The following is a 20,570-nucleotide window of genomic DNA, read 5'->3' as shown; positions in this document are numbered from 1 at the left end:
TCAGCGCGCGAGCAGACCCTGGTCGAAGATGCGGGCCACGACCCGCTCGGAGGCGCGGCCGTCCTCGCGTGCGTTGAACCGTGCGGTCCACTCCGCGTACCGCGTGGCGTAGTGGGCCGGATCCTCGGCGAGCGCCGCGATCAGCTCGTCCTGCGACGTCACGAGCGGACCAGGGGCGCGCTCGGCGAGGTCGAAGTAGAAGCCGCGCAGCTCGCCACGGTAGTGATCCATGTCGGGCACGAGGAAGTACATCGGCTTGCCGGTGACGCCGAAGTCGAACATCACGGACGAGTAGTCGGTGATGAGGGCATCGGCCGCGAGCAGCAGCGGCGCGGTGTCCGGATAGCCCGTCACGTCGATGACGCGTGCGCCCTCGGCGTCCTGGCCCGGAATCAGGGTGCGCGAGTGCCCGCGCACCAGCACAACCGATCCGGTCTCCTGCGCGAGCTGCTCGGGATCGAGGAAGTCGACGATCTCCTGTCGGTCATCTCTCCACGTCGGGGCGTACAGCAGCACCTTCTCGCCGGGCCGGATCCCCAGCTCGGCACGCACCGTCGTGGCGTCACCCGTGGTGAGCACGTCGTTGCGCGGGTACCCCTCGATCCACACGGGCCTGCCGAGGAAGGCATAGGCCTTGCGGAGGATGCGCGCGGCGTACGGATTCTGAGCCAGCAGCACGTTCCAGCGGCGAGACTCCTTGATCACCGCGCCGATGCGGCGCGGATCGAAGCCGGGACGGTGCAGCGCCAGGCGCTTGAGGGGTGTGCCGTGCCAGGTCTGCAGCACCCGCTGGCCCGGACGCGCGACGTAGCGACGGCGGAGCCAGTCGTTGACGACCAGCAGGCGCGCCGCGCTGCGGGCGCGCCACCACTCCGGGCTGCCCTCGATGACGGGGATCGCGCCCTCGGGCACCTTCACCGAGAGATCGACCACGCTCCAGTACCGGATGACCCCCGGCGCGACGCGCGCGAGCTCGCGGTCGATCGCGAGCGGGTTGCAGCCGGCGACGCGCCCGTAGAAGCTCTCGAGGAACACGGCGTTCTCGAGCGGCGCGACGTGCGACGCATAGCGGTGCTCGAGCGCGGCCTGGGCGTCGGCGGTGTCATAGGCGGGGTCGACCGGCGCGCCCACCTCGAGGCGGTCTCCGCGCAGGGCCGCCCGCAGCCCGGGAAGCACCTTCAGAGCCACCTGGGCGTCGACGTCGACCCCTTCGATCTGCACGCGGTACTCCCCCGACGGCAGGGGAAGCTCCGGACCGCCCCAGCGCGAGGCCACGAGCGGCAGCCGCACCGTCCAGGTCTTGCCGCCGCCGGTGATCCGGGCCCGCGTCTGTGCGCGGCGCCCCGTGAGCGTGGCGGAGAGGGGCTTCGGTCCGGTGCCCCGGATCACCAGGGCCTCATCCTCGAGGCGGGCGCCGGCGAACGCCGGGGAGGTCTCGGGGGTCGTCATCGACTCGCCTTCCGTCGAGGGGACGCGCTCGCGCGCGCAGAGATGACCGCGTAGACGCGCTGAGCGGCGCGGCCGTCACGGAATGCGTGCACGTGATCGCTCACACGGCGAGCGCGCTCTGTTCTGTGCGCCACGACCTCGGGGTCGCCGAGCAGCGCATCGAGCTGCGGCACGAGCTCACCCCAGGTCGAGGCCGCGTCGTCACCCGCGATGTCGCGGTAGGCGCCGTAGAAGCCGCGTCGCCGCGAGTACTCGGCGACGTCGGGTGCCAGGTACAGCACGGGAAGCGGCACGAGAGCGGTGTCGTAGGCGAGCGACGAGTAGTCGGTGACGAGCGCGTCGAGCCCCGACAGGGCGGGCGTGATGTCGCCGAGCACGTCGGCTCCGAGCTCGCGCACCCGCGTCACGTCAGCCGGCGGCGCGTACTCGCCGGCCCCGAGGCGGTGCGAACGCACGAGCAGCACGGCGTCTCGACGCCGAAGCACCTCGTCGATGGCCCGCCAGTCGTCATCGGACGGCACGGCCGGATCCGCATCGCCGTCGCGCCAGGTCGGGGCGTAGAGGATCAGCGCGGAGCTGTCGGACAGATCGGGGATGAGCCGCTGCAGAAGGCCACGAGCGTCGCGCCGTCGCTCCTCCGCGGTGCCGCGGGAGAGCACGTCGACGCGCGGCTCTCCGGTCACGACGATGCGGTCGTCGGGCACACCGAACGCGGTCTCGAGCCGTGCACGCACGAGGTGCGATGCGGCGGGCAGCACGTCGATGCGGCGGTTGGACATCCGGTACAGGATGCCGAGCGCACGGCTGACCAGATCGGTCGCGAACGGAACGGGGCTGCGCAGCGTCTCGGGCGCATCCAGCCCGATGCGCTTGAGCGGGATGCCGTGCCACAGCTGCGCGATGACCACACGACCGCTGAGGGCGTAGGGGTTCACGTCGCCGAGGCCGTACGCGACCACGATCACGCCCGCCCGGGCCGTCGCCCAGAATCCCGCGAGCGACGACTTCGCCTTCGTGGGGATTCCGAGCCGGCGGGCCTCAGCCTGCTCGGCGGGGTCGTCGGTCAGCCACATCGCGTCATGCCCGTGCGCGTGCGCGACACGCCAGACCTCGAGCGGCCCGTCGCCGATGCCCGCGCCGCAGCCGAAGACCCAGCGCTCGCCGCGCGGCACGACAGCGGTGACGAGACGACCGAGCGCGTACAGCGGCAGCCGCGCGATCTTCCGCGCATTGCCCGCGCGGAACGAGAAGGAGGCCACCCCGTCAGCCTAGACGGGGTGGCCTCCTGCGCCCTGCGGGACGCGGTTACTGGGTGAGCTGGCCCAGCGTCACCTCGACATCGCGGCTCCGGCCGTCGCGCACGTAGGTGACCGTGGCGTCGCTCCCACCCGCGACCGCACGCACCTGCGCGGTGAGGTCGACCGCGTTGGAGATCGGCACGCCGTTGAACTTCGTGATGATGTCGCCCTTCTCGAGGCCGGCGGCCTCGGCGGCGCCGCCGTCGGTGACCTCGGCGATCAGCGCGCCCGCGACGGTGGCGTCCTCATCGGCGATCGACGGCTGCACGCTCGCGCCCAGCAGGCCGTGCGTGGCCTCGCCGTTCTCCTTGAGCTCGTCGGTGATGCGCTGCACGATGTTCGACGGGATCGCGAAGCCGACCCCGATGGATCCGGACTCCTCGCTTCCGCCCGACGACGCGATGGCGACGTTGATGCCGATCAGACGTCCCTTGGCGTCGACCAGGGCTCCACCCGAGTTGCCGTGGTTGATGGCCGCGTCGGTCTGGATGACGGCGATCGAGATCGACTGGCTCGGCGTGCCCTGCTGCTGCGGCTGGCCGTTGTCGAAGCGGAAGGGGCCGTTCTGGTCATCCGGATCCGGCTGGGCCTGGTCGCCCGAGTCGGGCGCGGCCGACGACGCGATCTCGATGCTGCGGTTGAGCGCGCTCACGATTCCGGTGGTCACCGTGTTGGAGAGCCCCAGCGGAGCGCCGACGGCGGCGGTCGTGTCGCCCACGTTGAGCTTCGACGAGTCGGCGAACTCGATCGGGGTGAGGCCGGATGCGTCCTGCAGCTTGATGACCGCGAGGTCGTACGTGGGGTCGGTGCCGACGACCTCCGCGCTGAAGATGCGCCCGTCCGACGTCGTGACGCGGATCTGCGGGTCGGCGGTGGAGCCGCCGAGCGTGACCACGTGCGTGTTCGTGACGACGTAGCCGTCCTCGGTGAGGATGGCTCCGGATCCGGATCCCGCCTGGTTGTCGCCGCTCACGTCGATCGTCACGACGCTGGGGAGCACCTGGGTGGCGATCGCGGTGGCCTCGTTGACCGAGCCCGGGTTGTTCACGGTGATGCTCGAGGGCCCGGAAGCGGCGCTGGGCGACCCGGCCGGTCCCGACAGCTGATCCCACAGCGCCGAGCTGCCCACACCCGCGGTGCCGCCGACCAGCGCGGCTGCCACGAGAAGCGCGGCGACCTTGCCCGCGCCCTTCTTGCGCGGCGCCTTCTGCGCGGCATCCTGCCCGTTCCACGTGTGCGGCAGGGGCTGCGTGGCTCCGTACATCGGCGTTGTGGGCTGGTGATCCGCCGGCGCGCCGTGGTGCGCGCCCCGTCCGAATCCCTCGCCCGTGTAGACGTGGTGCGGCTGCTGCGGCGCCTGCCCGTAGGAGGCGTGCGGGCCGGGAGCAGCGAACTGCTGGGCGCCCGGGTGCTGCGGCGCCTGCGCCGCCGACGGCGGCAGCGGCGGGCGCGGCGGAATGGGCAGGTCGGACGGAGCATTGTGCTCCGCCGCGGTCTGCGGGGTCGTGCTGTCGGCGGAGGCGCCCTCAGGCTGGACGCTGTTCTCGTCGGAACGCTCGGTGTTCATCGCTGCTCCTTCTTCCAAAGCCCTTACAGCGTCGCGCCGCATCCTTTGTGCTTCCTATGACGACGGTAAGCCTGAATTGTGACTTCGTGACGCGGCTAGCCTGACGGAATGCAGAACATCCCCGGCGGCTGGCGCCGCACCGCAGCGGGCGCGGGCCTCCTCCGCGCCGACGGATCGGTCGCGAGCACCATCTTCGCAGAGATGAGCGCCCTGGCCATGCGCACCGGAGCCCTCAATCTGGGCCAGGGATTCCCCGATGAGGACGGGCCCGCGGAGGTTCTCGAAGCCGCCCGCGAGGCCATCGCCACCGGGGCGAACCAGTACCCGCCCGGCCTCGGGATCCTCGATCTGCGGGAGGCGATCTGCGAGCATCAGCACCGCTTCTACGGCCTCGACATCGACCCCGCGACCCAGGTGGTGGTCACCGCCGGGGCGACCGAGGCGCTCGCCGCGGCGCTCCTCGCGTTCGTGGAGGGTGCGGACGACGAGGTGGTCGTCTTCGAGCCCTACTACGACTCGTACGCCGCCTGCGTCGCGCTGTCGGGCGCCACGCTGCGCACCGTGCCGCTGCGCTTTCCCGACTTCCAGCCGGATCTCGACGAGCTCGCCTCCGTCGTGAACGAGCGCACCCGGATCATCCTGGTCAACAACCCGCACAACCCCACCGGTGCGGTGCTGGAGCGCGCCGTGCTCGAGGAGGTCATCCGTCTCGCGCACATGCACAACGCGATCATCGTCACCGACGAGGTCTACGAGCACCTCACGTTCGGCGTCGCGCACACCCCCGTGGCCACCCTGCCGGGCGGATGGGAGCGCACGCTGACGATCTCGTCGGCCGGAAAGACGTTCCGCACGACCGGGTGGAAGATCGGCTGGTTCACCGGTCCCGCGGAGCTGGTCACGGCCGCGCTGACGGTCAAGCAGTACCTCACCTATGTGAACGGGTCGCCGTTCCAGCCCGCGATCGCCGTGGGGCTGCGACTCCCGGACACGTTCTTCGCCGGCGTGCGCGCCGACATGGCGCACAAGAAGGATCTGCTGGGCACCGGACTGCGTGCCGCCGGACTGGCCGTCTCCGAGCCGCGCGGCTCGTACTTCACGGTGGCGGACGCCGCCTCGCTGGGCGCGACCGATGCCGACGAGTTCTGCCGCGGTCCGCTCGCCGAGGCCGGCGTGGTCGGGATCCCGATCACGGCGTTCGTCTCCCCCGCCCGTCGCGCCGAATACGCGACGCTCGTCCGCTTCGCGGCCTGCAAGCGGGTCGAGGTGCTCGACGAGGCGGTGAAGCGGCTCCGCACTCTGCGCTGACATCGGTCGCGCGGCCCGCTGGGCGGTCGCCGCGCACAACGTCAGTCGCGAGGCAGCACGCGATAGCGGCGCAGCTCCAGCGCGGGGTTCACCCGGCGCACGTTGGCGATCGTGTCGTGGTCCGCCCACGCCACGGCGACGTCGGTGCCGGTGCCGATCTGTGCGACCGTGACGCCGAGGGGATCGATGACGGCCGAGTGGCCCACCCCCAGAGTGGGCGGGTGATCCGCGGCCGCGACGTACATCGTGTTCTCGATGGCGCGTGCGGCGAGCAGCGTGGCCCAGGCGTGCTCCTTCAGCGGGCCGCGCACCCACTCGGCTGGCACCAGCGCCACGTCGGCCCCGGCGTCTGCGAGCGCGCGAGCGACCTCGGGGAAGCGGAGGTCGTAGCAGGTCATCAGCCCGAACGTGAGGCCGGCGATCTGGAAGGTCTGCGGCGGCGTGAGCTCACCCGGCTCGACCCAGTCGGACTCCCGCTGGCCGAAGGCGTCGTACAGATGCTGCTTGCGGTACGACGCGACGACTCCGGATCCGTCCACGGCGACGACCGTGTTGCGCACGCGCGATCCGCTCTCGGCCTTCTCGAGCAGACCGGCCACGAGATGCACGCCCAGTTCGCCGGCGAGCGCCGCGAGGGTCTGCACGAAGGAACCGTCGAGCGGCTGCGCGTTCGAAGCCAGTGTCGTGTCGAAGGGGTCGACGAAATAGCTGGAGTACTCGGGGAACACGACGACCGACGCCCCGCGCGCGACGGCGCGCCGGGCGAGGCGGTCGATCTCGGCGAGGTTCGCTGACGCGTCGGCCGTCGGCGCGAACTGGGCGACGGCGATGCCGAGGGCGCGGGATCCGGATCCGGTCGTCACCATGTCAGTCGCACCTGCCGTCTCTTGAGCACCAGCGGGATGACGAGCCAGAGCGCGAGCACGATCACGGCGAGGCAGGCGGCGACCGCGGCGGCGACGGCCGTGCTCACCATGAAGTCGAACACAAAACCCACCACCCCCACGAGCAGCACCGACACCACGGCGAGCGCCGTGACCAGCGCGACGTGGCCGTAGGCGACGATCGTGCCCTTGGCGCCCTCCCCGAACAGGATCCGATGCAGCGCCACCGGCGCGAACGCGATGATCGCGCTGAGACCGGCGAGCACTACGAGGACCAGGTAGAAGACCTTCTGCCCCCGGGTGAGATCGACGAAGGTGGGCTGGAACGCGAGCGCGAGCAGGAAGCCCGTGAGGATCTGCGTGCCGGTCTGCACGACGCGCAGCTCCTGCAGCACGTCGTTCCAGTTGCGATCGAAGCGCTCGGCGGGCGTCTCGTCTCGCATCTCAGTGGAGGGTTCATCCCCGGTCATGGGCCTATCCTCCCGCCGCGGAGCACGCGCGGGCAAACCACGCCGGAGAGGTTGCGGACGGGCGCGTGCGGTGGCAGGCAGAGATAAAGCCCGGGTCCGAGCGTCGCACGGGTGGCTTCGCTCGGATCCGGGCTTGCGGATCGCGGGCTCCCCCTGGAGGCGCGATCCCAACGGCCTGACGGCCGGCGCGACGCCAACCCCCCGGTCGACGACGTGCAGATTCAGCGTGTCACGCCGACCTATGAACTCACAGGGTGAGAACTACCCATGCCGCGGGGGCACCTGCTCAGCCGCGGTCCGCGCGGGCGCGCAGCGCGTCGATCACGCCGATCATGTCGAGGCCGCCCCATCCGGCCTCGACGGCGTCCTCGTACAGCGAGCGGCTGGCGCTCGTGAGCGGATGCGCCGCGCCCGCCGCCTCGGCCGCCCGCTCGATGAGGCGCGCATTCTTGAGCACGTCGGCCAGCGCCGCCTGCGGCGAGAGGTCGCTCTCGGTGAGCTTGAGGGCCTTGCCCTGCGACACCACCGACGCCATGGGACCGGCCGCCAGCACGTCGCGCAGGACCGCGAGGTCGACGCCCGTGCGCTCCCCGATATGGAACGCCTCGGCAAGGCCCGTGACCATCGTGACGAGGAACGTGTTCACCGCCAGCTTGGTGGCGAGTGCCTCGGGAACGGCGCCGCAGCGGAAGCGCTGCCCGCACATCGCGTCGATCAGGGGCTCGACCCGCGCGATCGCGTCATCGGATCCGGCGATCATCGCCACGAGTGTGCCGGCGACGGCCGGCCCCCGAGACCCTGACACGGGTGCCTCGACGTACTGACCGCCGACGGCCTCGACCTCATCAGCGAGCGCCCGGGAGAACGCGGTCGTGAACGTGCCCATCTGCACGATCGTGTGTCCGGCGACAAGGTGCGGGAACTGATCCGTGCCGCGCGCCAGCACCGCGTCGACCGCCTGCTCGTCGCGCAGCATCAGGATGACCGTGTCGACCTGCGCGAACAGGTCGGCGACGCTCTCGGCCGCACGAGCGCCGGCGGTCACGGCGTCCTCGACGGCGGTGCGGCTTCGCCCCCACACGACCACATCGAAACCGCGCTTCGCGAGGTTCGCGGCCATCGGCGCGCCCATGATCCCCAGCCCGATGAAACCGACCCTGCGCTGACCCATGCGATCGACCCTAGGCCCGCCTGGCGCGCCCACGCCGCGAGTCCCGTGTCCACGCAGCCGGACGCGCGGGTCGATACCACGACGGCGGGGGTCATGTCAGCGGCTGTGGCGTGATCGGTCGGGCTTGTTAGGTTCCGAGTGTGACGCCGCGACGAGGAGACGACGCATGACCCGGCCCCTTCCCTTCGACGTCGCTCCCTGGAGCCTCGGGCTCAGCGGATTCGACGAGCACGGCCTCGCGCATCGCGAGTCGGTGTTCTCGCTGTCCAACGGTCATCTGGGGTGGCGAGGCAACCCCGACGAGGGCGACCCTCACCGCACGCCCGGCAGCTACCTCAACGGATTCTTCGAGCGGCATCCCATGCCCTACGCCGAGGACGGATACGGCTACCCGGACGCGGGACAGAGCGTGATCAACGTCCCCGACGGGAAGATCCTTCGACTGTTCGTCGACGACGAGCCCTTCGACATCCGGCACGGCCGGGTGATCCGCCACGAGCAGCGCCTCGATTTCCGTGCGGGCACGCTGACCCGGGAGATCGAGTGGACGTCTCCTGCGGGACGCACGGTCGAGATCGTGTCCACCCGTCTGGTGTCGCTGACGCACCGGTCGGTCGCGGCGGTGCGCTACGAGGTGCGTGCGGGTGACGGGCCGTGCGCGATCACCGTCCAGTCCGAGATCGTCGCAAACGAGCCCCTGACCGAGGTGCATCCGGATCCGCGCGTCAAGGAGGCGCTGGCGGCGCCGTTGGAGAGCCTCGGAGACCACCTGCTGGGCACGCGGGCGACGCTCGTGCACGTCACCCGGCGCAGCCGCCTGGGCGTGGCGGTCGCGATGGATCACGTGGTGCGCTGCACCGGTGGCCCGCCCGTCATCGCGACGGAGACATCCGCCGATCTGGCGCGCACCACCATCCGAGCGGATCTGAACGAGGGCGACCGGCTCGACATCGTCAAGGTGGTGGGCCACGAGTGGTCGGATTCCCCGTCGGCCACCGAGCTGCGTGATCGGGCGGATGCCGCCGTCATCGAGGCGCTGGGGATCGGGTGGGACGAGCTCGTCGCCGCCCAACGGGCGTATCTGGATGAGTACTGGGCGTGCGCCGACGTGCTCATCGAGGGGGAGCCCCGCCTGCAGCAGGCCGTGCGCTTCGCGCTGTTCCACGTGTGCCAGGCGGCCGCACGCCTCGAGTCGCGATCCATCCCCGGCAAGGGCCTCACCGGCGCCGGCTACCAGGGGCACACGTTCTGGGATTCCGAGACCTTCGTGCTGCCCGTCCTCACATCGACGGCGCCGGCGAGCGCGGCGCAGGCCCTCCGGTGGCGTCACGCCACTCTCGGCCACGCGCGGGAGAGGGCGACGCAGCTCGGGCTGAAGGGCGCGGTCTTCGCCTGGCGCACGATCGACGGGCAGGAGAGCTCCGGGTACTGGCCTGCGAGCATGATCGCCTTCCACCTCGGCGCCGACATCGCCGCAGCTGTGAGGGGATACGTGCGCGCCACCGGCGATGAGGAGTTCGAGCGCGAGGCCGGGCTGGAGATCCTGGTCGAGACCGCGCGCATGTGGGTGTCCCTCGGGCGATGGGATGACGCGGGGCTCTTCCACATCGACGGCGTCACCGGACCCGACGAGTACTCGGCGATGACGGACGACAACACCTACACGAACCTCTCGGCGAAGGCGAACCTCGAGGGCGCCGTCGACGCGGCGCTCCGCCATCCGGACGTCTCCGAAGCGCTGGGGGTGTCCGCCGACGAGATCGACGACTGGCGGCGCACGGCCGAGGGCATGACGATCCCGTTCAACGAACGACTCGGAGTGCACGAGCCGTCCGCCGGCTTCACCAGCCGAGAGCTGTGGGACTTCGCGTCCTCGGCCCCGGATCGCTACCCCCTCCAGGAGCACTTCCCCTACTTCGACCTGTATCGCAAGCAGGTCATCAAGCAGGCCGATCTCGTCTTGGCGCTCTACACGGCCCATGAGGCCTTCACGCAGGAGGAGAAGGCGCGGGCGTTCACCTACTGCGAGGCGCTCACCGTGCGGGACTCGTCACTGTCGGCGGGAGTCCAGTCGGTGATCGCCGCGGAGGTCGGTCAACTCGAGCTGGCCGCCGACTACCTCGCGGAGGCGGCGACCCTCGACCTCGACGATCTGCAGGGCGATACCGCCGACGGCCTCCACATCGCGTCGCTGGCCAGTCTGTGGACGGCGATCACCGCGGGCATCGGCGGCATGCGCCACGGCGTGAGCGGGCTCCGTTTCGCCCCGCGCCTGCCCGCGCAGCTCTCGCGGGTGAGCTTCGGCATCCGGATCGGAGGCCGCACGCTGCACCTGGACATCACGCCGGAGACGACCCTGTACCGCCTGACGTCCGGGCCGGAGCTCGGAATCGAGCACTTCGGGCGAGAACTCGTGCTGCGGCCGGGGGCGGAGACCACCGCGGCCAACCCGCCCGCGGCTGCGCCGGGCCCCCGCCCGGCGCAGCCCGCAAGCCGCGCACCGAGGCCGTTCTCGACCGCGTTCGCGCCCTGACGCGGCGCCGGCGGCCTCAGCGGCCGAAGAGATCGTCCAGCCCCGGCAGACCGAGGCCGCTCGCGAGATCGCCGATCCCGCTCCCTGCCTCGGCGACGTGGTCGCCGATGCCCTGCACATACTCTCCGGCCCCGGGCAGGAAGTCGCCCGCCCCCTGGGCGATCGCGTCCAGATCGACCCCCTGGGCGAGCGCATCGAAATCGATCCCCGCGGCCGCCGCCTGCCCGAGCATCGCGGCGCCGACGCCGCCCATCACGGCCGCGCCCGCGACCGCGCCCAGCGCGCCGCCCCCGACGAATGCGGCTCCCGCGACGCCCCGCCCCGCCCCGCCGGTCCGCGCGAGCAGACCGCGCAGCCGGCCCGGATGTGCCGCCTCGGCTCGGGCCGCCGTCCGGGCGAGGTCGGTGGGCTGGGCCGTGCGGGGGCGCTCGTGCGCGGGGAGCTCGGCGCGCATGTGCGCGGCGATCTGCTCACGCTGGTCGGGCGTGAGACGGGAGAACGCCTCGTGATGCACCTGCTCGATCTGGTCGGGCCGAGCGGTGCGCAGCAGGTAGTCATACCGGGCGATGGCGGCGCGGTCGTCGGCCGACCCGGACGGCGCACCGGCGGCGCTTCCGGGGGCGGGCGGCGGCGTGAGCGGATCAGCGGCCGCCCCCGGCCCCGAAGCGGCCGGACGGGCCTGGCTCCCCCAGTCCGACGGGACCTGCCCGTTTCCGCGGGCCGGGGACGACGACGACGCGGAGTCCATCGCCTTCTTCGCGAGCCGGATGAAGGAGTCGAGTCTGCTCATGTGGGTCCTCCAGAACGGTCGGCGCGCAGCCGACGGCGACCAAAGTCTCCTTCACCCCGGATGACCGGGGCCCGCGGCCCGGGACTCGATCGCGAATCCGTACTGACGGGCACGCCGCGTGGAAGTACTCCCTCTGTGGGCTCCGAAGCTACCGGCCGACCTTATGCGCTGCCCGGGAGCATGTCCGTCCCTGGCCGCTCCTCCCGCGTTCGGAACGACTCGACCGCCATCGCGATCACCCGCGCCATGGGGCGTCGGATCAGGTGGTCGCCTCCGCGGATGCGATGGACGGTGACGTGGCGCATCCGCTCGATGACGCGCAGCCCTGCGGGCACCAGGAAGGGGTCGAGCGTGCCGTAGACGACCTCGATGCGCACGTCGGTCGCCGCGGCGTCGGTCACGATCGTCTGCGTCTCGATCGCATTCTGGAGGGACAGCACAAAGGCCTCCCAATTCCGCTCGCTCACCTCGAACGCATCCTTGATGGGAGACATCCGTGCAAGCAGCGCCGCGTTGCGGAGTGTGAAGGTGCGCTTGCGCCGGAGGAAGTCGTAGACGCGCCGGTACAGTCCCATCGCCGCGCGATCGACCGGATCTCCCACGAGGTCCGGCGGGAGGTAGACCGGCGGGCTCACGAGCACCAGGCCCATCAGATCCGATGACCTCCGCGCGGCGAATCGCGTGGCGATGAGCGCGCCCATCGAGTGCCCCACGAGCACAAAGGGCTCTGCGAGGTCGAGCCGCGCCAGCGTGCGCTCGAGGTGCTCGACGTGCTCCTCCAGGGTGAATCGTGCATCCGGGGGCGAGGGGGACTCGCCGAAGCCCATGAGATCCACGGCGATGACCCGATGACGGCCTCGCAGAAGAGGAACGACGTTCTCGAACGTGGCGTGGGACGAGGCGATTCCGTGCACGAGCACAACGGCGGGCCCCTCCCCCTCGTCGACCGCGACATGCAGCGACGGGCCCCGCCGGGCGATCACCCGATCACGCAGCCGGGACACCACGGATCTGCGTGCGGACGACATGCGCACAGGATAACCGCGCGTCGATTCTGCGCAGCGGCCCGCGCCGACGCGAGACCGGGGTCGCGCGACGCCGCGCGACCCCGGTCTCGAGTGATCACTCGGCGGGCATCAGCACCGAGTCGATCAGGTACACGGTCGCGTTGGCGGTCTGAACGCCGCCGCACAGCACCATGGCGTCGTTCACCATCCACTCGTCGCCGCTGCCGGTGACCTCGAGGTCCGAGCCCTGCACGGTCGTGTGCGTTCCGGCGATGTCGGCCGGCTCGATCTGGCCGGGCACCACGTGGTAGGTCAGGATCGAGCTCAGCAGGTCGGAGTCGGTCTTGAGCGTCTCGATCGTGGCCGGGTCGATCTTGGCGAACGCGTCGTCTACGGGGGCGAACACCGTGAACTCGTCGCCGTTGAGCGTGTCGACGAGGTTCACGTCGGGGTTGAGCTCACCCGAGACCGCCGACACCAGCGTCTTGAGCATCGGGTTGTTCGACGCGGCGACCGCCACCGGATCCTGCGACATGCCCTGGATCGAGCCCGCGCCGTCCGGCACCATCTCGGCGTAGTCGGCGCAGGCGGGTCCGACGAGGTTCGCCGCGGGGTCCATCGCCGAGTCGGTGCTCGTCTCGGTCGGCTCCTCGCTCGTCATCGGAGCCGTGGTGGTGTCCTCCTCATCGCCGGACATCCCGCCGCCCGTGCACGCGCTCAGCGCGATCGTCGCGGCGAAAGCGAGCGCCACCGCGCCCGTGACCTTCAGCTTGCTGTGCATCATGACCTTCTCCTTCGTGTGAGGCACGCGCCCGAGGCGAGCGGTGCGACGCCTTCCGGCGCTCACTGGTCGTTCGGCGCCCTCGCTCCGTCGGATTGGAGGTCCGAGCAAACCGGTTGGGAGTCGGCGCCGAACCAGAGACGACGAGAACGAAGAAGGAGTTCCCATGACACTTGCGATCATCGGCTTTCTGGGAGGGCTGATCACCGGCATCTCGCCGTGCATCCTCCCGGTTCTCCCGGTTGTGTTCCTCACGGCCGGCGCCCAGTCGGCGCGGTTCGAGGGCGGATCGGGCGACCCGCGGCCGGCCTCGCGTGCCCGGCCCTTCCTCGTGATCCTCGGACTCATCACGAGCTTCACGATCGTGACGCTGTTCGGATCGCTCCTCCTGGGCGCTCTGGGGCTGCCTCAGGATGTGGTGCGGTGGCTCGGCATCGCCGTGCTGCTGCTGATCGGCATCGGCCTGATCATCCCGGCGGTCGAGCGCCTGCTCGAGCGCCCCTTCCAGTGGATCCCCCAACGCGAGGTCGCCAATCGCGGCGGCGGTTTCGGAGTCGGTCTCGCCCTCGGCGCGGTGTTCGTGCCCTGCGCCGGCCCGGTGCTCGCGGCCATCATCGTGGCCGGATCGACCGGCCGCATCGGAGCCGAGACCGTGGTGCTCACGACGGCGTTCGCTCTCGGGGTCGCGGTGCCGCTGCTGGGCTTCGCCCTCGCCGGGCGCAGCGTGATCGAGCGCATCCGGGCCTTCCGCACCCGCGAGCGCGGCCTGCGCATCGCCGCGGGAATCGCCATGCTCGCTCTCGCCGTCGGCCTGGCGTTCGACGTGCCGGCCGCGCTGCAGCGCCTGGTGCCCGACTACACCCAGGCGCTGCAGCGTCCGCTCGCCGAAGACGAGGCGGTACAGGAGGCCCTCGACCTCGGCGGCCTGGTGACCGAGGAGAACAAGGATCTCGATCAGTGCACGAACGGTGCCGAGCAGCTCGAGTCCTGCGGCACCGCCCCGGCGCTGAAGGGAATCGACTCCTGGCTGAACACACCGGGCGGCGCCCCTCTCACACTCGACGAGCTGCGCGGATCCGTGGTGCTCATCGACTTCTGGGCCTATTCCTGCATCAACTGCCAGCGGAGCATCCCGCACGTCGTCGCCTGGGATGAGACCTATCGCGAGGCCGGCCTGCAGGTGATCGGCGTGCACTCGCCGGAGTACGCCTTCGAGAAGAGCGAGGCCAATGTCGCCGCCGGCGCCGAAGGGTTCGGCATCGAGTACCCCGTCGCGCTCGACAACCGTCTGGCGACGTGGACCAACTACCGCAACCGGTACTGGCCCGCTCACTACCTCGTGGACGCCGAAGGCACCGTGCGCCACATCTCCTTCGGCGAGGGAAACTACGCCGCGACCGAGAAGATGATCCGCGAGCTCCTGGTCGACGCGGATCCGGATGTCGCGCTCCCGCCGCAGACCGAGGTCGCGGACGCCACGCCGGACGTGGGCAGCACCACACGTGAGACCTTCCTGGGATCGGCCAAGGACGTCAACTTCGCGGGCCCCGAGCCCTATCGGCGGGGCGAGGCGGATTACGGATTCCCCGCCCGGCAGGCGAAGGACACCTTCGCGCTCTCGGGTGGGTGGTCGGTGGAGACGCAGTACGCGACCCCGACGGAGCCCTCGGCTCGCGTGCGTCTGGAATACCGGGCCCGGGAGGTGCGGATGGTGCTCGCCGGCGAGGGCACGGTGACCGTGTCCGGTGACGGGGTGGAGACCCGTGAGATCACCGTCTCCGGCACGCCGCGCTCGTACGCGCTGCGCGACGGCGAGGCACGGGAGCAGGGCGCACTGGAGGTGCAGGTGTCGCCCGGCGTCGAGGTGTACTCGTTCACGTTCGGATGACCGGGAGGGGCGAGGACGGCCGGAGGGCGGTGAGTAGGGCATGCTGATGGACATGGGGATCGACGGCGTCGAGGTGAGCGAGGACGGTCCCTCGGTCGATCACGTCGCGCTCCTGCTCACGCAGATCGCGGAAGGCGACCAGGGCGCCTTCGCGCGGCTGTACGACATGCTCTCCTCCCGTGTCTTCGGACTCATCCTGCGCGTCCTCGTGGATCGGTCGCAGAGCGAGGAGGTGCTCCAGGAGGTCTTCCTGGAGATCTGGCAATCCGCCGGGCGGTTCGCTCCGAACAAGGGGCAGGGAAGATCGTGGATCCTGACCATCGCCCACCGGCGAGCCGTCGACCGGGTCAGAGCCTCCCAGGCGAGCACCGATCGCGATGCTCGGATCGGAATGCGAGATCTCGAAGTGGCGTTCGACGGCGTCGCGGAGGACATCGAGCTGCGGATGGACGCGCAGCGCGTGGTCGAAGGGCTGCGGGCGCTGCCTCATGCGCAGCGTGAGGCGATCGTGCTGGCGTACTACGGCGGTTACTCTCAGAGCGAGATCGCGGCCCTCGTCAGCACGCCGCTCGGGACCATCAAGACGAGGATGCGCGACGGCCTGTCGCGCCTGAGAGCAGAGCTGGGGGTGAGGACATGAGGGAACGGGACTTCGAAGAGCTGGCCGCGGGCCACGCGCTGAACGCGCTCAGCCCCGAAGACGAGCGCGCGTATCGCGACGCCGTCTCCGCGGACGCCACTCGCGCCGACCTCGCCGAAGCCGACACCGAGACCGCCGCCCTGCTCGCGGACGCGACCTCACCCGTGACTCCTCCGGACCGGATCCGGGCAGAGCTGCTGGCGCGTATCGCCGCCACGCCGCAGCACACCGCGTCGACCGCGGAGAGCCGCTCGCCCGAAGCCGCCGGCGAGGGCACCGCGCCCGGCGAGCCGACGCGCCGAGCATGGGGTCCGCGGGCATGGTTCGCGCTCGCGGCATCCCTTGTCCTCCTGGGCGGAGGCGGCGCGGCGGCGATCATCGCCACGCAGTCCCTCACCCGGCCGGCTGCCGTCGTGGCGCTCGACCGCATCGAGAGCGCTCCCGACGCGCGCAGTGCGGGCGCAGAGGTCGCCGGCGGCGGCGACGCCACGCTTCACTGGTCGGTCGAGCTCGGTGCCGCTGTGCTCGTCTCCCGCGACCTGCCGGAGATCGCCGAGGATCGCCAGTTCGAGCTCTGGTACGTGCGCGGCGACGAGGCGATCCCGGCCGGCGTGTTCGACGCGTCCGCCGAGACCACGACGGCGCTCCTGGAAGAGGGGATGCGCCCCGGCGACGTGATCGCGGTCACCGTCGAACCGCACGGCGGCTCCCCCGATGGCCGCCCGAGCACCGACCCCATCGTGGCGATCCCGACCGAGTGATCCGCCGCGGTTGAAAACGTCCGCACGGTCGCTACTGTGAGGCACATGGCGCTTCGCAGACTCCTCCTCACGGCCTCTTCCACGCTCGCCCTCGCGCTCCTCGTCGCGGGATGCGCCTCCGGTGTCGGCAGCGAGACGCCCGGCGCCACCTCCGCTCCCCCGGCGGGCACCGCGACGCCCGACGACGACCGCGACGATCTGGAGGCCGCCCTACTCGACGAGGGTCGTATGTTCGGCATCGTGAGCTGGGGATCCTCGACGTGCATCCCGCAGGTGACCAACGTGAGCGCAGACGGTCAGACCGTCTCGGTCACCCTCGCCGACACCCAGGCGGAGGACACCGCCTGCACCGCCGATCTCGCGCCCCGCGCGAGCATCGGCGCGCTGCCCGAAGGCGTCGACCCGACCAAGGAGATCGTGCTCCAGGTGAGCTACGGCCAGGTGAGCGAGGACATCGACCTCGACCCGCAGCCGGAGGCGACGGGAACCCCCGGCACGACCACTGATTTTGTGCCGTCCGCAGGCTGGTTCGACGATGACGGGCTTGTGCTGCTGACCTGGGGCTCGTCGACCTGCCCGCCCGTGGTCGAGTCGGTCGAGGGATCCGGCAGCGAGGGCACCGTCACGTTCGCGGAGAAGGCCACCGGGCCCTGCACCATGGACATGGCTCCGCGCGGCACGATCATCGAGTTCGGCGAGGACCGCATCGACGACGACGTGCCGTTCACGCTCACCCTCGTCGGCGGCGCGCTCGACGGCACCCTTCAGGTGCGCTGATGCTCGCGACCTCGGACGAGGTCGGTCGGCAGCGCGCGCTCGATGCCCTCGATCTGCTCGATCAGCCGCGCGACGAGCGGGTCGATCGCATCACGAAGCTGGCACAGGAGCTGTTCGACGTGCCCATGGTGAGCGTGACTCTGCTCGACCGCGATCGTCAGTGGCGCATGTCCGAGATCGGGCTCGGCGGACGCGAGGCGCCTCGCGAGGACGCGTTCTGCGATGCGACGATCCGCCAGCCGGGCACCCTGGTCGTGGAGAACGCGGAGGCCGACCCGCAATTCGCGTCGAATCCCTTCGTCGTCGGCGATCCTCACCTCCGGTTCTACGCGGGACACCCGCTGCAGGCTCCCGGCGGCGAGAAGATCGGCACGCTGTGCATCCTCGACACCAAGCCGCGGGTGCTGTCGCAGCGCCAGCGGGAGCTGCTGGAGGAGCTCGCGGCCTGGGTACAGAAGGAGATCACGCGCGAGGGCGAAGTGGCACTGGCCGCGATCGTGCAGCGGGCGCTCGCCCCTCACACGATCCCCTCGCTCCCGGGGTACACCATCGCGGCGCAGACGAAGCCGGCGGGTGAGCTCGCCGGCGACTTCTACGACCTGTTCCTGCACAACGACCGACTGCGGCTCACGCTCGCCGATGTGATGGGCAAGGGCACCGGTCCGGCGATCGTCGCGGCAGCGGCCAGAGCGGCCCTTCGCACAGCGCCGGAACGACCGCTCGCGACCGCCATCGAGCAGCTCGACCGTCTCCTCGAGTCCGACCTGCGCGATCTCGACATGTTCGTGACCGCATTCCACGCGGAACTGGACCCTGACAGCGGAGAGGTGACCTTCGTCGATGCCGGGCACAGCCTGGCGTTCGTCTTCCGCGCCGACGGCTCCTGGGAGCGGCTGCGCATGCCGGCCCTGCCGCTGGGCATGGGGTTCGGAGAGGCGCGCACCGCCGCCACCGCCCGGCTGATGCCCGGCGATTCGCTCGTCTGCTGCAGTGATGGTCTTCTCGACGTTCTGGACCCCGAGGATCCGTTCGGCGACGTGGCGACCACCCTGCGACGGCACGGTCCCGCCGACGCCGTCGGCGAGGCCATCCGACGAGCACGGTCCCACCGGGCCGAGGACGACGTGACCGTCATCGCGATCACGCGCGATTGAGCGGATCACCGCCCCGTCCCGCTTCGGCGGGGCGGGGCGGTGTCGCTCCGGGCGACATCCCGCGCGTCAGGGGCGCAGGAGGATCTTGCCCGCGCGGCCCGGCGCGAAGTTCGCCCGCGCCGCCGTCGCGATCTCCGCGAACGGATAGACGGCCTCCACGGGCAGGGTGATCGTCCCGTCGGCGAGGCGCGTCAGGAGCTCCTGCATCAGGCGCCCCCGGTCCTCCGCCGACATCGCGGCGCTCACCTTGCTGCCCCAGAACCCGCGCACCGTGGCCTGCCGGAAGATGACGTCGCCCGAGCCGATCTCCATCGTCGGCGAGGCCATCGCCCCGAAGACGACGAGAGTGCCGTTCTCGGCGAGCAGCGACATCACGTCGCCGCTGGAAGATCCGCCCACCGAATCGACGCCGACCCGGATCGGCGCGCCCCCGGTGATCTCGGTCACCTGATCCCGCCAGCCCTCAGAGTCCGTCGCGACGATGCGCCCGATGCCCTGGGCCTCGAGCTCGGCGACGCCATCGGCGCGCCGCACGAGCCCCACGACGTTGATGCCGCGACCCTCCGCGAGCTGGGCGACAAGACGCCCCACGGCGCCGTTCGCGGCGTTCTGGATCATCCAGGCGCCCTCCTCCAGCCCCAGCGAGTCGAGGAGGCTGATGGCCGAGAAGGGCATCGCGACGAGCTGCGCGGCGACCTCGTCGCTCATCGTGTCCGGGACCGGGATGAGGGATGCGGCCTTCGCGACGAACTGCTCAGCCCACACGCCGAAGGTGCCGCCCGTTGCGACGCGCTGACCGACCTCCAGGTGGTCCACCCCCTCACCGAGCGCGTTGATCACGCCGACCGCCTCCGTGCCGGCGCGAGCGGGCAGGTCGGGCTTGTAACCGTAGGTGCCGCGCACGGTCCAGAGGTCGTGATTGTGGATGGGCGAGAGGCTGAGGCGCACCCGCACCTCCCCCGGCGCGGGCTGCGGTGTGGGCATGTCCTCGACCGCGAGCACCTCCGCGGGATCGCCGAATGCGTCGTGGATGAGTGCCTTCATGTGGACCTGCCCTTCCTCTGCCAACAAACTTAGTTGTGCACAATCTAATTGCGTGCAACACTACCCGGATGTCAGGGATCGATCAGATGGTGTGCTTCTCGTTGTACTCGGCGAGCCGAGCCACGACCCGGGCCTATACGAGTCTGCTCGAACCCTGGTCGCTGAGCTACCCGCAGTACCTCGCGCTGGTCGCGCTCTGGCTCGAAGGAGAGCAGTCAGTGAACGCGATGGGCGAAGCGCTCGAGCTCGACTCGGGCACCCTCTCCCCGCTGCTGAAGCGGCTCGAGGAGAAGGGGCTCATCGAGCGCCACCGCAGCGCGCGTGATCAGCGCGTGGTCATGATCTCCCCGACCGTCCGCGCGCAGGAGCTGCGCGCGGAGCTCGCCCACATCCCCGCGGCGATCGCGCGCGGGATGGGACTGCCCGACATCGAATCCGCGCTCCGGCTCGTCGATGCCCTCCACCGACTCACCGCGGGAATGGACGACGTGCGCGACGGCGCGCAAGTATCCGCTCGACAGAAAGAAGGATCACGATGAATGTCTGGCGGCAGCTCCTCGCACCGAGGCCGAAGACGCACGTGGCCCGAACCGTCGGGCGGACCCTGCTCGGCGCGATGCTCGCGTTCGCCGGCATCGGACACCTCACCTTCGCGCGAGTCGAGTTCCGCGACCAGGTGCCGGAGCTGCTGCCGGTGGACCCCGACGTCGTGGTGGTCGGGTCGGGCGTCGCCGAGATCGCGCTGGGCGCGGCGCTGATCGCGGTTCCCCGCCGCCGGGTTCCCGTCGGTCTCGCGGTCGCGCTCTTCTTCATCGCGATCTTTCCCGGCAACATCGCGCAGTGGCTCGGCGGCAAGGACGGCTTCGGGCTCGACACCGACGCGAAGCGGTTCGTCCGTCTCTTCTTCCAGCCGCTGCTGGTGCTCCTCGCCCTGTGGTCGACGGCGGCCTGGCGCGACCGCCCGCGACTCGGTGCCCGGCGAGGAGCCTCCCGGTCCCGCCGCTGAGCCCGGCTCCGGCGCCGGCGCAGAGTCTTGCCGCGAGTACCT

Annotated in this window: 19 protein-coding genes; 9 read left to right on the top strand and 10 right to left on the bottom strand. The window is 70.9% G+C overall.

Annotated elements, in window-relative coordinates; all coding sequences use genetic code 11:
• The 3 genes from J5V96_RS02435 to J5V96_RS02425 are packed head-to-tail and all read right to left on the bottom strand — an operon-like array spanning position 1 to position 4,314.
• Positions 1 to 1,449: a CDP-glycerol glycerophosphotransferase family protein gene (locus J5V96_RS02435; RefSeq protein WP_208500049.1), complete on the bottom strand. Its 1,449-nt coding sequence runs from the start codon at positions 1,447 to 1,449 to the stop codon at positions 1 to 3.
• Positions 1,446 to 2,708: a CDP-glycerol glycerophosphotransferase family protein gene (locus J5V96_RS02430; RefSeq protein ID WP_208500048.1), complete on the bottom strand. Its 1,263-nt coding sequence runs from the start codon at positions 2,706 to 2,708 to the stop codon at positions 1,446 to 1,448. Before J5V96_RS02430 ends, J5V96_RS02435 begins: the two co-directional genes overlap by 4 nt.
• A 46-nt stretch (positions 2,709 to 2,754) precedes the next feature.
• Positions 2,755 to 4,314 carry a S1C family serine protease gene (locus J5V96_RS02425; RefSeq protein ID WP_208500047.1) on the bottom strand — a complete coding sequence of 520 codons (1,560 nt, stop codon included), beginning with the start codon at positions 4,312 to 4,314 and terminating at the stop codon, positions 2,755 to 2,757.
• Between the two features lie 108 nt (positions 4,315 to 4,422).
• Here J5V96_RS02425 and J5V96_RS02420 point away from each other — a divergent pair, with 108 nt between their 5' ends.
• Complete coding sequence (locus J5V96_RS02420; RefSeq protein ID WP_208500046.1) at positions 4,423 to 5,622, top strand: aminotransferase class I/II-fold pyridoxal phosphate-dependent enzyme; 1,200 nt, start codon at positions 4,423 to 4,425, stop codon at positions 5,620 to 5,622.
• 41 nt (positions 5,623 to 5,663) lie between these two features.
• Here the strand turns inward: J5V96_RS02420 and J5V96_RS02415 are convergent, their stop codons facing one another.
• The 3 genes from J5V96_RS02415 to J5V96_RS02405 form a co-directional block, all read right to left on the bottom strand.
• Positions 5,664 to 6,488: a carbon-nitrogen hydrolase family protein gene (locus J5V96_RS02415; RefSeq protein WP_208500045.1), complete on the bottom strand. Its 825-nt coding sequence runs from the start codon at positions 6,486 to 6,488 to the stop codon at positions 5,664 to 5,666.
• Positions 6,482 to 6,976, bottom strand: coding sequence for a DUF6328 family protein (locus tag J5V96_RS02410; protein WP_208500044.1), 495 nt, complete (start codon positions 6,974 to 6,976; stop codon positions 6,482 to 6,484). Before J5V96_RS02410 ends, J5V96_RS02415 begins: the two co-directional genes overlap by 7 nt.
• Before the next feature lie 286 nt (positions 6,977 to 7,262).
• Positions 7,263 to 8,147 (bottom strand): NAD(P)-dependent oxidoreductase, encoded by an 885-nt coding sequence (locus J5V96_RS02405; protein WP_208500043.1) that lies wholly within the window; start codon positions 8,145 to 8,147, stop codon positions 7,263 to 7,265.
• A gap of 166 nt (positions 8,148 to 8,313) precedes the next feature.
• On the opposite strand from J5V96_RS02405, the gene J5V96_RS02400 reads away from it, so the two are divergent.
• A complete protein-coding gene (locus J5V96_RS02400) occupies positions 8,314 to 10,680 on the top strand; it encodes a glycoside hydrolase family 65 protein (protein ID WP_208500042.1) in 2,367 nt (788 codons plus the stop codon).
• A gap of 16 nt (positions 10,681 to 10,696) precedes the next feature.
• Here the strand turns inward: J5V96_RS02400 and J5V96_RS02395 are convergent, their stop codons facing one another.
• From J5V96_RS02395 to J5V96_RS02385, 3 genes are all read right to left on the bottom strand, one after another.
• Complete coding sequence (locus J5V96_RS02395) at positions 10,697 to 11,470, bottom strand: cation-transporting ATPase (RefSeq protein WP_236014364.1); 774 nt, start codon at positions 11,468 to 11,470, stop codon at positions 10,697 to 10,699.
• A gap of 161 nt (positions 11,471 to 11,631) precedes the next feature.
• Positions 11,632 to 12,498: an alpha/beta fold hydrolase gene (locus J5V96_RS02390; protein ID WP_208500041.1), complete on the bottom strand. Its 867-nt coding sequence runs from the start codon at positions 12,496 to 12,498 to the stop codon at positions 11,632 to 11,634.
• 94 nt (positions 12,499 to 12,592) lie between these two features.
• Positions 12,593 to 13,261, bottom strand: coding sequence for a fasciclin domain-containing protein (locus tag J5V96_RS02385; protein WP_208500040.1), 669 nt, complete (start codon positions 13,259 to 13,261; stop codon positions 12,593 to 12,595).
• A gap of 163 nt (positions 13,262 to 13,424) precedes the next feature.
• Between J5V96_RS02385 and J5V96_RS02380 the strand changes: the two genes are divergently transcribed.
• The 5 genes from J5V96_RS02380 to J5V96_RS02360 are packed head-to-tail and all read left to right on the top strand — an operon-like array spanning position 13,425 to position 18,478.
• The gene (locus J5V96_RS02380) at positions 13,425 to 15,146 is read left to right on the top strand and encodes a cytochrome c biogenesis protein DipZ (RefSeq protein WP_208500039.1); all 1,722 of its coding nucleotides are present in this window, start codon (positions 13,425 to 13,427) and stop codon (positions 15,144 to 15,146) included.
• A 40-nt stretch (positions 15,147 to 15,186) separates the two neighbouring features.
• A complete protein-coding gene (gene sigK, locus J5V96_RS02375) occupies positions 15,187 to 15,786 on the top strand; it encodes an ECF RNA polymerase sigma factor SigK (RefSeq protein ID WP_208500038.1) in 600 nt (199 codons plus the stop codon).
• Positions 15,783 to 16,547, top strand: coding sequence for an anti-sigma factor (locus J5V96_RS02370; protein WP_208500037.1), 765 nt, complete (start codon positions 15,783 to 15,785; stop codon positions 16,545 to 16,547). The genes sigK and J5V96_RS02370 overlap by 4 nt, the downstream gene beginning before the upstream one ends.
• Before the next feature lie 45 nt (positions 16,548 to 16,592).
• The gene (locus tag J5V96_RS02365) at positions 16,593 to 17,324 is read left to right on the top strand and encodes a hypothetical protein (protein ID WP_208500036.1); all 732 of its coding nucleotides are present in this window, start codon (positions 16,593 to 16,595) and stop codon (positions 17,322 to 17,324) included.
• Positions 17,324 to 18,478, top strand: coding sequence for a PP2C family protein-serine/threonine phosphatase (locus J5V96_RS02360; RefSeq protein ID WP_208500035.1), 1,155 nt, complete (start codon positions 17,324 to 17,326; stop codon positions 18,476 to 18,478). Before J5V96_RS02365 ends, J5V96_RS02360 begins: the two co-directional genes overlap by 1 nt.
• A 66-nt stretch (positions 18,479 to 18,544) precedes the next feature.
• Here the strand turns inward: J5V96_RS02360 and J5V96_RS02355 are convergent, their stop codons facing one another.
• Positions 18,545 to 19,522 carry a zinc-binding dehydrogenase gene (locus tag J5V96_RS02355; protein ID WP_208500034.1) on the bottom strand — a complete coding sequence of 326 codons (978 nt, stop codon included), beginning with the start codon at positions 19,520 to 19,522 and terminating at the stop codon, positions 18,545 to 18,547.
• A 68-nt stretch (positions 19,523 to 19,590) separates the two neighbouring features.
• Between J5V96_RS02355 and J5V96_RS02350 the strand changes: the two genes are divergently transcribed.
• Both J5V96_RS02350 and J5V96_RS02345 read left to right on the top strand, forming a co-directional pair.
• A complete protein-coding gene (locus J5V96_RS02350; RefSeq protein WP_236014363.1) occupies positions 19,591 to 20,061 on the top strand; it encodes a MarR family winged helix-turn-helix transcriptional regulator in 471 nt (156 codons plus the stop codon).
• Positions 20,058 to 20,528: a DoxX family protein gene (locus J5V96_RS02345; RefSeq protein WP_208500033.1), complete on the top strand. Its 471-nt coding sequence runs from the start codon at positions 20,058 to 20,060 to the stop codon at positions 20,526 to 20,528. Before J5V96_RS02350 ends, J5V96_RS02345 begins: the two co-directional genes overlap by 4 nt.
• The last annotated feature ends 42 nt before the right edge of the window (positions 20,529 to 20,570 follow it).

Source organism: Microbacterium stercoris (assembly GCF_017592545.1).
Classification (GTDB): Bacteria; Actinomycetota; Actinomycetes; order Actinomycetales; family Microbacteriaceae; genus Microbacterium; species Microbacterium stercoris.
This window is presented reverse-complemented; position numbering and strand designations above follow the sequence as displayed.

What these genes read in the sequence shown, in the direction of transcription:
- J5V96_RS02405 (WP_208500043.1), bottom strand. Translation starts at nt 8,147, where the DNA reads ATGGGTCAGCGCAGGGTCGGTTTCATCGGGCTGGGGATCATGGGCGCG.
- J5V96_RS02400 (WP_208500042.1), top strand. Translation starts at nt 8,314, where the DNA reads ATGACCCGGCCCCTTCCCTTCGACGTCGCTCCCTGGAGCCTCGGGCTC.
- J5V96_RS02420 (WP_208500046.1), top strand. Translation starts at nt 4,423, where the DNA reads ATGCAGAACATCCCCGGCGGCTGGCGCCGCACCGCAGCGGGCGCGGGC.
- J5V96_RS02395 (WP_236014364.1), bottom strand. Translation starts at nt 11,470, where the DNA reads ATGAGCAGACTCGACTCCTTCATCCGGCTCGCGAAGAAGGCGATGGAC.
- J5V96_RS02355 (WP_208500034.1), bottom strand. Translation starts at nt 19,522, where the DNA reads ATGAAGGCACTCATCCACGACGCATTCGGCGATCCCGCGGAGGTGCTC.
- J5V96_RS02425 (WP_208500047.1), bottom strand. Translation starts at nt 4,314, where the DNA reads ATGAACACCGAGCGTTCCGACGAGAACAGCGTCCAGCCTGAGGGCGCC.
- J5V96_RS02370 (WP_208500037.1), top strand. Translation starts at nt 15,783, where the DNA reads ATGAGGGAACGGGACTTCGAAGAGCTGGCCGCGGGCCACGCGCTGAAC.
- J5V96_RS02365 (WP_208500036.1), top strand. Translation starts at nt 16,593, where the DNA reads ATGGCGCTTCGCAGACTCCTCCTCACGGCCTCTTCCACGCTCGCCCTC.
- J5V96_RS02410 (WP_208500044.1), bottom strand. Translation starts at nt 6,976, where the DNA reads ATGACCGGGGATGAACCCTCCACTGAGATGCGAGACGAGACGCCCGCC.
- J5V96_RS02350 (WP_236014363.1), top strand. Translation starts at nt 19,591, where the DNA reads ATGTCAGGGATCGATCAGATGGTGTGCTTCTCGTTGTACTCGGCGAGC.
- sigK (WP_208500038.1), top strand. Translation starts at nt 15,187, where the DNA reads ATGCTGATGGACATGGGGATCGACGGCGTCGAGGTGAGCGAGGACGGT.
- J5V96_RS02435 (WP_208500049.1), bottom strand. Translation starts at nt 1,449, where the DNA reads ATGACGACCCCCGAGACCTCCCCGGCGTTCGCCGGCGCCCGCCTCGAG.
- J5V96_RS02385 (WP_208500040.1), bottom strand. Translation starts at nt 13,261, where the DNA reads ATGATGCACAGCAAGCTGAAGGTCACGGGCGCGGTGGCGCTCGCTTTC.
- J5V96_RS02345 (WP_208500033.1), top strand. Translation starts at nt 20,058, where the DNA reads ATGAATGTCTGGCGGCAGCTCCTCGCACCGAGGCCGAAGACGCACGTG.
- J5V96_RS02360 (WP_208500035.1), top strand. Translation starts at nt 17,324, where the DNA reads ATGCTCGCGACCTCGGACGAGGTCGGTCGGCAGCGCGCGCTCGATGCC.
- J5V96_RS02390 (WP_208500041.1), bottom strand. Translation starts at nt 12,498, where the DNA reads ATGTCGTCCGCACGCAGATCCGTGGTGTCCCGGCTGCGTGATCGGGTG.
- J5V96_RS02415 (WP_208500045.1), bottom strand. Translation starts at nt 6,488, where the DNA reads ATGGTGACGACCGGATCCGGATCCCGCGCCCTCGGCATCGCCGTCGCC.
- J5V96_RS02380 (WP_208500039.1), top strand. Translation starts at nt 13,425, where the DNA reads ATGACACTTGCGATCATCGGCTTTCTGGGAGGGCTGATCACCGGCATC.